Annotated in this window: 12 protein-coding genes and 1 tRNA gene; 10 read left to right on the top strand and 3 right to left on the bottom strand. The window is 72.9% G+C overall.

What is annotated here, in order from left to right; all coding sequences use genetic code 11:
• The first annotated feature begins 11 nt into the window (after window positions 1-11).
• From HCN08_RS03135 to HCN08_RS03125, 3 genes are read left to right on the top strand one after another with little or no spacing between them, the layout of a single operon-like run.
• Window positions 12-1,703 (top strand): TerD family protein, encoded by a 1,692-nt coding sequence (locus tag HCN08_RS03135; protein ID WP_167981296.1) that lies wholly within the window; start codon window positions 12-14, stop codon window positions 1,701-1,703.
• Between the two features lie 7 nt (window positions 1,704-1,710).
• Entirely contained in the window at window positions 1,711-2,394 is a 684-nt protein-coding gene (locus HCN08_RS03130) for an AIM24 family protein (RefSeq protein WP_167981295.1), read from the top strand.
• A 17-nt stretch (window positions 2,395-2,411) separates the two neighbouring features.
• Window positions 2,412-3,176, top strand: a complete 765-nt coding sequence (locus HCN08_RS03125) for an AIM24 family protein (RefSeq protein ID WP_167981294.1) — start codon at window positions 2,412-2,414, stop codon at window positions 3,174-3,176.
• Between the two features lie 95 nt (window positions 3,177-3,271).
• On the opposite strand, the gene HCN08_RS03120 is transcribed toward HCN08_RS03125, so the two are convergent.
• Both HCN08_RS03120 and HCN08_RS03115 read right to left on the bottom strand, forming a co-directional pair.
• On the bottom strand, window positions 3,272-3,802 hold the full coding sequence (locus HCN08_RS03120; RefSeq protein WP_167981293.1) for an NUDIX hydrolase: 531 nt from the start codon (window positions 3,800-3,802) through the stop codon (window positions 3,272-3,274).
• Entirely contained in the window at window positions 3,799-5,298 is a 1,500-nt protein-coding gene (locus HCN08_RS03115) for a zinc-dependent metalloprotease (RefSeq protein WP_167981292.1), read from the bottom strand. Before HCN08_RS03115 ends, HCN08_RS03120 begins: the two co-directional genes overlap by 4 nt.
• A gap of 153 nt (window positions 5,299-5,451) precedes the next feature.
• Here HCN08_RS03115 and HCN08_RS03110 point away from each other — a divergent pair, with 153 nt between their 5' ends.
• The 4 genes from HCN08_RS03110 to HCN08_RS03095 all read left to right on the top strand — a co-directional run bounded on the left by HCN08_RS03110 (window position 5,452) and on the right by HCN08_RS03095 (window position 8,604).
• On the top strand, window positions 5,452-6,555 hold the full coding sequence (locus HCN08_RS03110; RefSeq protein WP_167981291.1) for an SDR family oxidoreductase: 1,104 nt from the start codon (window positions 5,452-5,454) through the stop codon (window positions 6,553-6,555).
• Between the two features lie 39 nt (window positions 6,556-6,594).
• Window positions 6,595-7,038 (top strand): molybdenum cofactor biosynthesis protein MoaE, encoded by a 444-nt coding sequence (locus HCN08_RS03105; RefSeq protein WP_240969738.1) that lies wholly within the window; start codon window positions 6,595-6,597, stop codon window positions 7,036-7,038.
• Window positions 7,039-7,213: 175 nt separating this feature from the next.
• Window positions 7,214-7,423: a hypothetical protein gene (locus HCN08_RS03100; RefSeq protein ID WP_167981258.1), complete on the top strand. Its 210-nt coding sequence runs from the start codon at window positions 7,214-7,216 to the stop codon at window positions 7,421-7,423.
• Window positions 7,424-7,518: 95 nt separating this feature from the next.
• Window positions 7,519-8,604, top strand: a complete 1,086-nt coding sequence (locus HCN08_RS03095; RefSeq protein ID WP_167981289.1) for a YlbL family protein — start codon at window positions 7,519-7,521, stop codon at window positions 8,602-8,604.
• A 66-nt stretch (window positions 8,605-8,670) separates the two neighbouring features.
• Here the strand turns inward: HCN08_RS03095 and HCN08_RS03090 are convergent, their stop codons facing one another.
• A complete protein-coding gene (locus HCN08_RS03090; protein ID WP_167981288.1) occupies window positions 8,671-9,228 on the bottom strand; it encodes a PPA1309 family protein in 558 nt (185 codons plus the stop codon).
• 153 nt (window positions 9,229-9,381) lie between these two features.
• On the opposite strand from HCN08_RS03090, the gene HCN08_RS03085 reads away from it, so the two are divergent.
• The 3 genes from HCN08_RS03085 (at window position 9,382) to HCN08_RS03075 (ending at window position 14,647) form a co-directional block, all read left to right on the top strand.
• Window positions 9,382-12,336: a UPF0182 family membrane protein gene (locus HCN08_RS03085; protein WP_167981287.1), complete on the top strand. Its 2,955-nt coding sequence runs from the start codon at window positions 9,382-9,384 to the stop codon at window positions 12,334-12,336.
• A gap of 41 nt (window positions 12,337-12,377) precedes the next feature.
• Window positions 12,378-12,451, top strand: a tRNA-Met gene (locus tag HCN08_RS03080).
• Window positions 12,452-12,916: 465 nt separating this feature from the next.
• Window positions 12,917-14,647, top strand: a complete 1,731-nt coding sequence (locus HCN08_RS03075) for a tetratricopeptide repeat protein (protein ID WP_407648676.1) — start codon at window positions 12,917-12,919, stop codon at window positions 14,645-14,647.
• Window positions 14,648-14,694 lie beyond the last annotated feature (47 nt).

The raw sequence follows: 14,694 nt of genomic DNA, 5'->3' as shown, positions 1-14,694 counted from the left end.
CCGGTCGATCGATGGCCAGGGAATTCCAACGTGGCCACAAGGCCAAGATCAGTGATCTGACCGCGGGGACGGATCTCTACGTCGGGGTGCAGATCGGCGGACCCGGCCTGACCTTCGACATCAGCTGCTTCGGGCTGGACGCCAAGGAGGAGCTGTCCGACGACCGCTACTTCATCTTCTTCAACCAGCCGAAGTCCCCCGAGGAGTCCATCCAGCTGCTCGGGCCGCAGTCCGGCGACACCGAGTCCTTCCGGGTCACCCTGGACCGCATACCGCCCGCCGTGCAGAAGCTCACCTTCACCGCGACCGTGGACGGCGCCGGCCAGATGTCGCAGATCGGCCCCGGCTACATCCGGCTGGTCGCAGGGGGTGAGGAGGTCGTGCGCTACGCGTTCAGCGGCGCCGAGTTCACCACCGAGCGCGCCGTGATGCTCGCCGACATCTACCTCAAGGACGTCTGGCGCTTCGCCGCCGTCGGCCAGGGCTTCGACGGCGGGCTCGCCGCGCTGCTGCAGAACTTCGGCGGCGAGGTCGCCGAGGAGGAGCCCGCCGCGCCGCAGCAGGCCGGCGCCCCCGGCTTCGCCCCGCCGCCCGGCGGCCCCGCGCCGAGCTTCGCGCCGCCGCCCGGCGCGCCCGCCCCGGCGCCCGCCCCTTCGTTCACCCCGCCCCCGGCCCCCGCGCCGGCCCCGCCCGCCTTCGGCACCCCGCCGCCGGCCCCCGCGCCCGCGGCTCCGGCCTTCGGCCAGGTCCCGCCGCCGGCGCCGGCCCCCGCGCCGCCCGCGTACGGCACCCCGCCCGGCGACCCCTCGGTGCACCAGGCGCCCACCATGGTCGCCCCGCTCGGCCAGCCCGCCGCGCCGCCCTTCGGCCAGGTCCCGCCGCCCGGGCCCGTACCCGGCCAGCAGGTGCCGCCCGGGCCGCCGCAGCCGCCGGGATATCCGCAGCCCGCCTTCGGGCAGCAGCCCCCGCCCGGCTACCCGCAGCCCGCCTTCGGCCAGCAGCCCGGCGGATACGCCGCGCCGCAGGTCCCGGCGCAGGGCGCGGGCCTGGCCGCCGGCATGCAGAAGTACCGCGAGCTGCCCACCGGCCAGCGCTGGACGCAGCAGAACCCGAAGATGATGCGCGCCGACCTCAGCCAGGCCGGCGGCCAGCCGGTGCTCGCCCGGCAGGGCAGCATGGTGCTCTACCAGGGCAAGGTCGACTTCGCGTACAAGGGCGCCGGCTTCACCGGCCGCATCGTCGGCAACATGACCGGCCAGGAGATGCAGCTCATGCGCTGTACCGGCGGCGGCCAGGTCTTCTTCGCCGAGAACGCCGCCTATCTGCACCCGATCGAGCTCCAGGGCGACGCCATCTGCGTGTCCGCGGAGAATGTGCTGGCCTTCGACGAGAGCCTCCAGCACGAGGTGCGCCGGATCGAGGGCCACGGCATCCCCGGCGGCGCCCTGTTCACCATGCAGTTCCAGGGCACCGGCACGGTGATCGTCAAGACCCACGGCACCCCCGTGGTGCTGCCCGTCACCCCGACCACCTACGCCGACAGCAACGCCATCGTGGCGTGGTCGTCCGCCGCCCAGGTGATCGTCTCCAGCCAGGTGCGGCTGCGCAGGACCGCCTACCCGGGCCACAGCGGCGAGACCGTGAACCTCCAGTTCCGCGGCGCTCCCGGCAACTTCATCGTCGTCCAGCCCTACGAGGTGTGACCCCGCAATGGACCAGCAGATGATCGCGGGCTACGCACCCACACCGGTCGCCGCCCGGATGGAGAACCACGGCTCCTCCATGCTCAAGGTCGCCATGGCGACCGGCCAGGACCTCTTCGCGCGCACCGGCTCCATGGTCGCCTACGAGGGCTTCGTGCAGTACGAGCCCAACCCGCCCGCCGTGCGGCAGATGGCCTCGGCGTGGCTGACCGGCGAGGGCACGCCGCTGATGAAGTGCAGCGGCGACGGCCTGCTCTACCTCGCCGACTACGGCGCCGACGTGGTGTGCCTGAACCTGAACAACGAGTCGGTGTCCGTCAACGGCACCAATCTGCTCGCCTTCGACGCCCATCTGAGCTGGGGCGTCGAGCGGGTCAAGGGCCTGGCCAAGTTCGCCGGGCAGGGCCTGTTCAACGTCGGGGTGTCCGGCAGCGGATGGGTCGCCGTCACCTCCCGCGGCACACCGATCGTGGTGGACTGCGGGCGCGGCGAGGACGAGACGTACGTCGACCCGGACGCGCTGGTGGCGTGGTCGTCGGGCCTGAAGATGAAGGCCAAGCGCAGCTTCAAGGCGTCCGCGCTCATCGGGCGGGGCAGCGGGGAGGCCTTCCAGATCGCCTTCTCCGGGCAGGGCTTCGTGGTCGTACAGCCGAGCGAGGACAGCACCGACCGCCTGCGGGCGCGGGGCTGAGGGGGGATCCGGACACCATGCAGAGTCCGCTTTTCGCGTACACCGAGGTCCAGAACCAGGACCACTACAGCCTGCAGAACTCCTACCTGCTGCGGGTCCGCCTCGACGGGAACACCGGGCCGGACTGCCTGGCCCGCAAGGGCTCGATGGTCGCCTACCAGGGCATGATCGAGTTCGACGGCGAATACCAGTCGCACCACCAGCGCAGCGGTCGCCGGCACACCGGCGAGGGTCTTGACCTGATGCGCTGCTCGGGCCAGGGCACCGTCTACCTCGCCAACCTCGCCCAGCAGATCCACATCCTCGACGTCGACCACGACGGCCTCACCGTGGACAGCGCCTACGTCCTCGCGCTGGACTCCGGGCTGCACTGGGACGTCATCGCCGTCGACAGCCAGTTCGGCCTGTCCGGCACCGGCCAGTACAACCTCAACATCGCCGGTGACGGCAAGGTCGCCCTCATGACCTCCGGCAAGCCGCTGATGATGCCCGTCACGCCCGACAAGTACGTCTCCTGCGACGCGGACGCCGTGGTGGCCTGGTCCTCCTCCCTGCGGGTCCAGATGCAGGCGCAGACCAGCAGCAGCTCGGTCTTCCGCCGCCGCGGCAACACCGGCGAGGGCTGGGAGCTGAACTTCGTCGGGCAAGGGCACGTCCTGGTGCAGCCCAGCGAGCTGATGCCGCCGCAGAACGCGGTGATCGGCGGCGGCGTGCGCGCCCAGTACGGCCTCGGCCCGCAGGGCGCCCACGGCCAGAACGCCGGCAACATCTGGGGCAACTGACCCGCGGCCCCGCAAGGGATTCCGGTACGAGGACGGCGCCCGGCCCGCCGCCGGGCGCCCGTCACGCCCCGGCGGCCGAGTCGGCGCCGTCCGTCCTAGAGCAGCGCGCGGGTGCGCGCCAGCAGCGAATTCACCGAGCCGTCGGCGACGCCGGCGACCTCGTCGTAGGAGAACCACCGCAGGTCCAGCGACTCGTCGCTGATCGACTCCACCGCGCCCTCCGGCGCGACCGCCGCGTACTGCACGTCCAGATGCCACGCGCACGGCGTCAGATGCCGGTCCAGCTGCACCGGATACGGCACCAGCAGCCGCAGCCCCGCGATCCCGGACTCCTCCGCGCCCTCGCGCAGCGCCGCGGCCGACAGCGCGGTGTCCTCCGGCTCGCAGTGCCCGCCCATCTGCAGCCACATGCGCAGCTTGGCGTGCAGCGTCAGCAGGACGCGCTCGCGCGGCGGGTCGACGACCAGCGCGCCCGCGGTGATGTGGCCGGCCTTGCTGGGCTTGTACAGGCCGTCCGGATGCGCGGCCAGATGCGCCAGGTAGTCCTTGCGCAGCAGGTCCTGCTCCTCGTCGGGCGCCCGCCAGCCCTCCAGCACGCCGACGGCGTCCTCGTACAGCGCGCTCACTTCTCGCCGTCGCCCTTGGCCGGGCCGTCCCCGGTGCCGTCCTCGCCGCCGCTGTCGCCGTCGGTGCCGCCGGCGTCGGTGCCGGGGGCGGTGTCCGGGCCGGACGCCTCGCCGAGCATCTTGTCCAGCTCGGAGAAGTCGATGTCCAGGGCCTCGCGGTGCACGAAGCCGTCCGGGTCGTCGAGGTCGGCGGCGGTCGGCAGCATGTCGGGGTGGGCCCACAGGCCGTCGCGCCCGTCCACGCCGCGCGCGTCGGTCAGCGACGCCCACAGCCGGGAGGCGTCCCGCAGCCGCCGCGGGCGCAGCTCCAGGCCGATCAGCGTCGCGAAGGTCTGCTCGGCCGGGCCGCCGGTGGCGCGGCGGCGGCGCAGCGTCTCGCGCAGCGCGCCGGCCGACGGCAGGTGCGGGGCCGCGGCGGCGTGCACCACCGCGTCCACCCAGCCCTCGACGAGCGCGAGCGCGGTCTCCAGCCGGGCCAGCGCCGCCTTCTGCTCCGGGGTGTCCTCGGGCTGGAGCATGCCCTGCTGCAGCGCCTCCTGGAGCTGCTCGGGCTGCGTCGGGTCCAGCTGGCCCACCGCCTCCTCCAGCCGGGCGGTGTCGACCTTGATACCCCGCGCGTAGCCCTCGACCGCGCCGAACAGATGCGCCCGCAGCCACGGCACATGCGCGAACAGCCGCTGGTGGGCGGCCTCGCGCAGCGCCAGGTAGAGCCGGATCTCCTCCATCGGCACGCCGAGCCCGGAGCCGAACGCCTCGACATTGGCCGGGAGCAGCGCCGCCTTGCCGGCCGGGCCGAGCGGCAGGCCGACGTCCGTGGAGCCGACGACCTCGCCGGCCAGGGTGCCGAGCGCCTGCCCGATCTGCGAGCCGAACATCGCGCCGCCCATGGAGCGCATCATGCCGAGCAGCGGCCCGGTCATGGCCTGCATCTCCTCGGGCATCACGTCGCCCATGGCGCCGGCCACCCGCTCCGCGACCGGGTCGACCAGGTCCTTCCACACCGGGAGTGTCGCCTCGACCCACTCCGCGCGGCTCCACGCCACCGCGCTGCCGGCGCCCGAGGGCAGCGACGTCACGCCGTCCAGCCACAGATCGGCCAGCCGCATCGCCTCCTCGACCCACGCCCGGTCCGCGCGGCCCACCGTGGCGTCCTTGCGGCCGTCCGCGGTGCCCTGGGCGACGGTCTGGCGGGCGATGTCCTTGGCCATGTCCCAGTTCACCGGGCCGCCCTCGTAGGAGAGCATCTGGCCGAGCTGCTGGAAGGCGGCGCCCAGGTCGCCGGGGTTGAGGGAGCCGAACATCGCCGCGAACGGGTTGTCGCCGGCGCCGGGACCGAACGGATTGCCGCCACCGAACGGATTGCCGCCGAAACCGAACGGATTCGCCGGCCCGCCGCCGCTGCCCGCGCCACTTCCGTCGCCCTTGTGCTGCTTGCCTTCGTCGCCGTCCTCGGGCTCCTCCGGAGGGACGCCGAATCCGAATGGGATGTCGCTCACGGGATTCCTCGGATCTGTGTCGTGGTGGGCTGTCGTGGTCGGCCGGGTGTGATGGGCTGTACCTCCAAGCCTAGACACCTGTCCGGCAGGATGGCTGGGTGCGTGGCAGGTACGGGCCGCGTACGTAACTGAGACAACCGTGGGAGACACCCGGTGAGTTCCCCAGATGGACACGTTCGCCCAGAGCGGAGCGCCGCCAGGAGCGCCGCGGGACCGGTGGTCGCGATCACCGGTGCCGCCTCCGGCGTCGGCCTCGCGCTGGCCCACCGCCTGGTCGAGTCCGACCAGGTCAGAAAGGTGGTGGCGATCGACGAGCGGCGCGGGGACGTGCCGGGGGCGACCTGGCGGGTGCTCGACGTCCGCGACCCGGCCGTCGCCGACAAGCTGCGCGGCACGGACGTCGTGGTGCACCTGGCGCTGGACCTCGACCTGGAGTCCGACCCCAAGGCGCGCTCGGCCTTCAACGTGCGCGGCACGCAGACCGTGCTGACCGCCGCGGCGGCGGCCGGGGTGCGCCGGGTGGTGCTGTGCACCTCGGCGATGGTCTACGGCGCCCAGGCCGACAACGACGTGCCCCTTGCCGAGGACGCTCCGCTGCGCGCCACCTCCGAGGCCAGCTTCGTCGACGACCTGCTGGAGATCGAGCGGCTGGGCCGCCGCGCGCCGCGCGCCCACCCCGGGCTCCACGTGACGATCCTGCGGCCCGCGGTCCTGGTCGGCGGCACGGACACCGCGCTGACCCGGTATTTCGAGTCGCCGCGGCTGCTGGTGGTGGCCGGCAGCCGGCCGTGCTGGCAGTTCTGCCACGTCGAGGACCTGGTCTCGGCTCTGGAATACGCGGTGCTGGAGCAGGTCGAGGGCGAGATGGCGGTGGGCTGCGACGGCTGGCTGGAGCAGGAGGAGGTCGAGGAGCTGAGCGGTATCCGGCGCATGGAGCTGCCGCCGGCGATCGCCTTCGGCGCCGCGTCCCGGCTGCACAGGCTGGGCCTGACGCCGTCGCCGGCCGGCGACCTGGCGTACACGATGCACCCGTGGGTGGTCAGCGGCAGCCGGCTGCACGAGGCGGGGTGGCGCCCGCGCTGGACCAACGAGGAGGTGCTGGCCGAGCTGCTGCGCGAGGTGGCGGGCCGCAATTCGCTGGCCGGGCGGCGGCTGGGCCGCAAGGACGCCACGACGCTGGGCGCGGCGGGCGCCACGGTCGCGCTGGTCGGCACCGCGGCGCTGGTCCGCCGGGCGCGCAAGCGGCGCGGCATCTGACCGGCGGTGATCGCCGGGGGATGAGGCAGCATGGTGGGCATGACATCCATGGACCTCACCGGGCCGATCCGCCTGCTCGGCATCCGCGACACCCCGCTGTCGGTGGCGGAGGTCCTCGCGGCGGTCGGCGACGACGCGGCGGGCGGCACGACGCTCTTCGTCGGGACGGTACGCGACCACGACGGCGGCTCCCGCCCGGCCGTGACGGGGCTGGCGTACACCGCGCACCCCTCGGCGGGGGAGGCGCTGCGGCAGGTCGCGGAGAAGGTCGCGGCGGACTTCCCGGTCACCGCGCTCGCGGCCGTCCACCGGGTGGGCGAACTGCGGGTGGGCGATGTGGCGGTGGTCGTGGCGGTGTCGTGCCCGCACCGCGGTGAGGCGTTCGAGGCGAGCCGGCGGCTGATCGACGACCTCAAGAGCCAGGTGCCCATCTGGAAGCACCAGAGCTTCGCCGACGGCAGCGAGGAGTGGGTCGGCGTCTGACGGACGCAGGCGGCCGTACCGGCGCGCGGACGGGCGGAGTGCGCGGTGCGCGCCGCGGTGCGCTGCCAGGGGGAATTCCGGTTGCGTAACCCCGCGCCCCGGCGGAGCGTTGGGCCATTGAGTCGTTAATCTGCTCATAGGTCCGTTTTGCTGGTGTGTGGGTCGGGAGTTCGCCGTGGCGGCACTTGTCTGGTTGCTCATCCCCCTTCTCGGTGTGCTCGTCGCGGTGCTGTGGGCGCGCTGGGCGGCCCGCGCGCGTACCAACGCGGACGGGGCGTCGCTGGCCGGCTACGAGCGGTTCAGGACCGCCATGCAGCCCGCCGAGCACCCGCCGCTGACGATCACGAAGGGCGAAACGGACGAGACCGACGCCGAGCCCGTGTGAGGGCTGTGCGGGGGCTGTGGGAGCGCGCCTGGGGCGCTGCTCGTCCGGGCTCACCCGGGACGCCGCATCGCCGGCCGGTCACGTACTGTCGTTCCATGCCCAGCCGTACCGCGACGCTGCTCGCCTCGACCCTGACGCTGATAGCGCTGCTGAGCGTCGCGCTGCTCGTTCCGACGCCGTATTCGGAGATGTCGCCCGGTCCCACGGTGAACACGCTGGGGACGTACGGCAACGACACCGTGATCCAGATCACCGGGCACAAGACGTATCCCGCGGACGGCCATCTGAACATGACCACCGTGCGGGTCACCGGCGCGGACTACCACATGAACCTGGTCGAGTCGGTCTTCGGCTGGCTGCGGCACGACGACAAGGTCGTCGAGCACGACACCATCTACCCCAAGGGGCAGACCGCCGAGCAGGCCGACCAGCAAAATGCCGAGGAATTCACGCAGTCGCAGGACAGCGCCAAGGTCGCCGCGCTCAAGGAGCTGAACATCCCCGTGAAGTCGCGGGTGATCGTGGCCGCGGTGGTCAGCGGCGGCGCCTCGCAGGGCGTGCTGCACGCCGGCGACGTGATCAAGGCGGTGGACGGCACCGCGATCAAGCAGCCGGACGACGTCGCCTCGCTGGTCACCAAGCACAAGCCGGGCCAGCCGGTGACGTTCACCGTCGTGAGCGCCGCCGAGGCAAAGGGCAAGGCCGTCGACGATGTACCGGGCCGGCAGGTGACGATCACCACCCGCAAGTCCGCCGACGACGGGCCCGCCCGGGCCGTGGTGGGCATCCAGGCCGGGGTGGAGCACCTGTTCCCGTTCGACATCGACATCAAGCTCGCCGACGTCGGCGGCCCGAGCGCCGGCATGATGTTCGCGCTGGGGATAGTCGACAAGCTCACCCCCGGCGACATGACCGGCGGCAAGTTCGTGGCCGGAACGGGCACCATCGACGACGACGGCAAGGTCGGGCCGATCGGCGGCATCAGCCTGAAGACCATCGGCGCCCGCAACAAGGGCGCGCAGTATTTCCTCACCCCCGCCGACAACTGCGGCGAGGCCGCCAAGGACATCCCCGGCGGCCTCACCCTGGTCAAGGTCACGACGCTGGACGACGCGGTCGCGGCGCTGAAGGAGATCAAGGCCGGCGACACCAAGGCGCTGCCCAGCTGCACCAAGGGCTGAGCCCGCGCCAAGGGCCGGGCCTGCGCCAAGAGCCGGGCCTGCGCCAAGAGCCGGGCTGCCGGGCGGCTACGCCTCGAACGTCGCCGACAGCGCGTCCGCCAGGCCCGGGACGAGCCCGGCACCGGTCAGCACCTGCGTCGCGGTGTCCTTCGACCGCAGCCGCACCGCCGCCTCGCGGGCGCCGTCACGCAGCACCGCCACCGTCATCCGCACCTCCTCGCGCTGCGGGTGCGCCGCGACCCACTCGGCGAGGGCCGCGTCGTCCAGGTCGTCGGGGATCGCCGTCTCGGCGGACGGCGGCAGCATCAGCCGCTCCACGGTCAGCGCGCAGCCCGCGATGACCTCGGGCCACGCGATGGTGGCCAGGAACTCGTCGAGCGGCGTGCCGGCCGGCAGCTCCTCCTGCTCGATCGGGGTGAGCGCGGCGGCGGCCCCGTCGTCGGACAGCCCCAGCTGCACGGCCAGGGCCGGCTCCTGGGCCTTGAGGTGCGCGGTGTCGACGAGCGCGAACAGCCGCGCGGGCCGGTCCCAGCCGAGGCCGGCGGCGTACTCGTCGATCTCCAGGACGGCGCGGGTCAGCGGGTTCGCCGCGAGCGGCGCTCCATCGGTCGTATTGGTGGACATGTGGGTATCCTCCCCCTTCCGCTGCCGGAATCGGGAACCGGCCAAAGCGCGGTGAAGTTGCATCTGTGGGAGCCCGACGGGGATCCCGGCCCGGGACGCCGGGCAAAAGCCGACATGAGTTGACATTCGAGGTGCGCACTCTTGGTATTCCAGATGCCTGACCGCGGTGAAGGGGCGGCAGGACACAACAGGAGAGCCCACCGCCCCTCCCGCGCGGCCGTCGCGCTCATCGTCGTGCTCGGTGTCCTCGTCGTGCTCATGGCCGGATTCGTGACCTTCGCCGGCTTCTGGACCGACCTGCTCTGGTACCGCTCCGTGCGCTATCCGTCGGTCTTCTCCACCCTGACGTGGACCAAGGCCGACCTGTTCGCCGGCTTCGGGCTGCTGATGGCGCTCAGCGTCGGCGGCAACATGTACCTCGCCCACCGGCTGCGCCCGCCGCTGAGCGCGATGTCCAGCGAGCAGCAGAACCTGGACCGCTACCGGATGGGCCTGGCGCCCTACAAGCCGTGGGTGCTGCTCGGCGTCAGCGGGGCGCTCGGCCTGATCGGCGGCGGCGCGGCGGCCGGCCAGTGGCGGCAGTGGCTGCTGATGCTGCACTCCACGCCCTTCCACACCAAGGACCCGCAGTTCCACAAGGACGTGTCCTTCTACACCTTCCAGCTGCCCTGCTACCGCTTCCTGGTCGGCTACGGCTTCGCCGTGGTGGTCCTGTCGCTGCTCGGCTCGGTGGCCGTGCACTACCTGTACGGCGGGCTGCGGCTGACCTCGCCCGGCGCGCGCGTGACGTCCGCGGCGACCGGGCACCTGGCGGTGCTGCTCGGCCTGTTCGTCTCGCTCAAGGCCGTCGCCTACTGGCTGGACCGCTACAAGCTCGCGGTGCGCTCCAGCGGCTACCGCACCGCCGACAACTGGACGGGCCTGCGCTACGTCGACGCCAACGCCTACCTGCCCGCCAAGACGATCCTGTTCTTCATCGCGGTCATCTGCGCGCTGCTGTTCTTCGCCACCCTGTGGCGGCGCGACTGGTCGCTGCCGGCCATCGGCTTCGGCCTGATGGTCCTCTCGGCGATCCTCATCGGCGGCCTGTACCCCGCGATCGTGCAGAAATTCCAGGTCCAGCCGAACGAGGCCGCCAAGGAAGCGCCCTACGTCCAGAAGAACATCGACGCCACACGGGCCGCCTACGGCCTGACGGGCGCCAAGGTGACCGGATACCCCGGCAAGCCCGCCGCGCCCCCCGCAGCAGCCGCCAAGGGCGTCCAGGCGGGCCCCCAGGCCGGCGCCGGCCCGGCGCTGCGGGCGGACGCGGCGAGCTCGGTGGGCATGGGCGTGCTGGACCCCAACGTCGTCTCGCCGGCCTTCCAGCAGCTCCAGGGCAGCGGCTCCTACCAGTTCCCCTCGACGCTGGACGTGGACCACTACGCCGGGGCCGGCACGGACCAGGACACCGTCGTGGGCGTCCGGGAGCTGAACGTCAACGGGATACCGAAGAGCAACTGGGTCGACGACCACCTGAAGTACACCCACGGCTACGGCGTCGTCGCCGCCCAGGGTTCCGCCGTCGACGCCACGGGCGCCCCCGTCTTCGACGGCCAGGGCCTGCCGGCCGGCTACCAGCAGCGGATCTACTTCGGCGAGGAGACCGGGCAGTATTCCATCGTCGGCGGGAAGACCCCCGAGGCGGACTACGCCGACAAGGACGGCACCACCTACGACGGCAAGGGCGGCGTCAGCCTGCGCAGCCCGCTCACCCGGGCCGCGTACGCGATCAGCTTCGGCGAGCCGCGGATCCTCACCTCAGGCGCCGTGGGCAAGGACGCGAAGATCCTCTACAACCGCACGCCCAAGGAGCGGGTCGCGGCGGTCGCGCCCTGGCTGACGATCGACGGCGACCCGTACCCGGTGGTCGTCGGCAAGAAGGTGCTGTGGGTCGTGGACGGCTACACGACCAGCGACAGCTACCCGTACGCCTCCCGCACCGCGCTCGGCAGCACCACCGCGGACTCGCTCACCGACGGCCGGCGCGCGGTCCTCACCGACCAGAACCAGGTCAACTACATCCGCAACTCCGTCAAGGCGACGGTCGACGCCTACGACGGCACGGTCACGCTCTACCAGTGGGACACCGGCGACCCGGTGCTCAAGACGTGGATGAAGGCCTTCCCGCACACCGTGCGGCCCAAGGCGGACATCCCCGCCGGGCTGCTGGACCATCTGCGGTATCCGCAGGACCTGTTCAAGGTGCAGCGCCAGATCCTCACCTCCTACCACGTCACCAAGGCGGCCGACTTCGGCGACGGCGACCAGGTGTGGAAGGTGCCGGACGACCCGGCCACCAAGGGCGGCAAGGCGGTGCCGCCCTACTACATGAGCCTGCGGATGCCGGACCAGCCCGCGAAGACCTTCTCCCTGACCACGACCTTCACGTCGGACGACCGGGAGGACATGAGCGCGTACATGGCCGTCGACGCGGACGCCACCAGCCCCGACTACGGCACCATAAGGCTGCTGCGGATGCCCGCCAGCCCCTCGGTGGACGGGTTGAAGTCCGTGCAGTCGAAGATCGACTCCGCGAGCCGGTCCGACCCGGAAATCGCCCGGATGAAGGGCTCGGGAACGGACTCCGCCGTCGTCTACGGCAATCTGCTGACCGTCCCGCTGGACGGCGGGCTGCTCTATGTGGAGCCGGTCTACGTCCGCGGTGCCGGCGACGACTACCCGCTGCTGGGCAGCGTGACCGCGCTCTACAACGGCAGGACCAGCCACGCGCCGACGCTCTCCCGGGCCCTGGACGACCTGCTCGGCCGGGCCGGCGGCGCCGCCGCGCCGAAGAGCGGCGCTTCGGGGACCGCCGCGCCGCCCGGCTCCGGCAGCTCGCTGGAGCAGGCGCTCGCGGACGCGCAGAAGGCGATGGACGACAGTGACGCGGCGATGAAGAAGGGCGACCGGGTGGCATATGGCGCCGCCCAGCGGCGGCTGGCCACGGCGCTGCAAGAGGCCGAGGCGGCGGCGAAGGCGTCGGACAGGACGGCGGACGGGGCCGATGGGGCGGCAATAACCGGCAATATGCCGAAGGCTTCGCCAACTGCCATGAAAAAGGGCTGAACGGGTGAGCTTCACAACGTGGTACTGTGAGCACACAACGACGCGGGGTGGAGCAGCTCGGTAGCTCGCTGGGCTCATAACCCAGAGGTCGCAGGTTCAAATCCTGTCCCCGCTACGGCATGAAGAGGCCCGAAGTCAAGTGACTTCGGGCCTCTTCGCTTGTAAGGGTGAATCCTGGGTAGACGTGTTTGGCATGCCGTCATGTCGGGAAGTCGACAAAACGCTGTAGAGACCAAGTGGGTTGCGGTATACCGGGTGTACGCCGCTGGCGGGTGGTGCGACGATGGGGCTTATGGGGGATGGTGCAAAACTGCTGAACACTCGTCAGAACCGTGGTCGCCATGGTCCGACGGGTGACTCGGCGCTGCCCTCGGCGCCGGTCGCCGCGGACCCGGGTGAGCCGCGCGATGCCCTCGGCGTGCTCGCCCCGCCGGCCCCCGCGCTCTCCACCGCCCCGGCCGCCGGGCTCGCCGCGCTGCTGCCCGCGCCCCGCGTCGGGGACGCGCCCCTGCCCGCCCTCGCGGCGGGCCCCACCACCGAGGCCGGCGAGGCCGCGGACACCGCGGAGGGTGTGCCCGTCGTGCCCGCCGTGCCCTTCGAACTGCCCGACGAGGACGCCCTCGCGCTGCGCGAGGAGGCCGAGATCGAGGCCCGCACCCGGCGGGCCGCCGAGCACGGCGACCCCGGCGCCATGAGTGCGCTCGGCACCGCGATGCTGCGCCGCGGCGACCTCGACGGCGCCGAGCCGTACCTGCGCGCCGCCGTGCAGCACGGCGACCGCGCCGCCGCCAACAACCTGGGCCTGCTGCTGCACCAGCGCGGTTACGCCGACGAGGCGGCCGGCTGGTGGCGTATCGCCGCGGTGGCCGGCTCCGCGTCCGCCGCGCACGCGCTCGGCCGGCACTTCCGCGAGCGCGGGGACGAGCCCGGCGCCGAATACTGGCTGCGCCAGGCCGCCGAGTCCGGTCACGCGCTGGGCGCGTACGCGCTGGCCGACCTGCTCGACCACCGGCGGGACTCCGCCGCCGAGCGGTGGTTCCACGCCGCCGCCGAGCACGGCCACCGCGAGGCGTCGTACCGGCTCGCCCGTATCTGCGCCGCCCGCGGCGACACCCACGAGGCCGAGCAGTGGTTCCGGCAGGCGGCTGCGCGCCGCCACCGCAGGGCCGCGCTGCGGCTCGGCAATCTGCTGGAGGAGCGCGGCGAGACGAAGGAGGCCGCGCACTGGTACCTCACCGCCGCGCGCGACGGCGAGGCCAAGGCCGCGTGCGCGCTGGGCTTCCTGCTGCGCGACTCCGGCGACGTCGACCAGGCCGCCACGTGGTGGCGGCGCGCCGCCCAGGCCGGCGACGGCAACGCGGCGAACGCGCTGGGCGCGCTGCACGCGCAGGAGGGCGAGCCGCAGACCGCCGAGCGGTGGTACCGCGCGGCGCTGGAGGCCGGCGACGTCAACGGGGCGTACAACCTCGGCCTGCTGTGCGCGGGCCAGGGGCGTGCCGCGCAGGCCGAGCAGTGGTACCGCAAGGCCGCGTACGCCGGCCACCGCGAGGCCGCCAACGCGCTCGCCGTGCTGCTGCTCCAGCACGGTGACGCGGACGGGGCCGAGCCCTGGTTCTCCAAGGCCGCGGAGGCCGGCAGCATCGACGCGGCCTTCAACCTCGGCATCCTGCACGCCGGGCGCGACGAGCAGAAGGCGGCACGCGCCTGGTACGAGCGGGCCGCCGCCGCGGGGCACGCGGAGGCCGCGCTCCAGGTGGCCATCGCGCTCCAGCGCGACGGCGACCACCACGGGGCCGAGCGGCACCTGCGGTGCGCCGCGGGCGGCGGCAGCCCCGAGGCCGCGTTCCGGCTCGGCGCGCTGCTCGACGGGCGGGCGCGGGAGCGGGAGGGTGCGGAAGGTTCGGAGGCGTTCGGTGACGAGGCCGCGGAATGGTACGAGCGGGCGGCGCGCCAGGGGCACAGCCGGGCGCAGGTGCGGCTCGGCATGACCGCGGCGCAGCGCGGTGACGTCCAGCTCGCCGCGCACTGGTACCGCCTGGCGGCGGAGGCCGGCTCCCGCAACGGGGCCTTCAACCTCGGCCTGCTGCTGGCCCGCGAGGGCAGCGAGCCCGAGGCCGCGCTGTGGTGGACCCGCGCCGCCGACGCGGGCCACGGCCGCGCGGCCCTCCGCCTCGCCCTCCTCTCCGCCCGCCGCGGCCAGCTGGCCGAAGCGCAGTCCTGGTGCTCCCGAGCGATGGCCTGCGGCCCGGCCGAAGTCACCGAACGCGCCGCCCGCCTGACGGCGGCCGTCACCCAAGAGCTCTCCGCATAACCCTCCGGGGCTCCCGACCCCTGGCTGCGCCTTGCGCCGCCGGGTGC

The sequence above is a fragment of the Actinacidiphila epipremni genome (assembly GCF_012034175.1).
GTDB lineage: Bacteria > Actinomycetota > Actinomycetes > Streptomycetales > Streptomycetaceae > Actinacidiphila > Actinacidiphila epipremni.
This window is presented reverse-complemented; position numbering and strand designations above follow the sequence as displayed.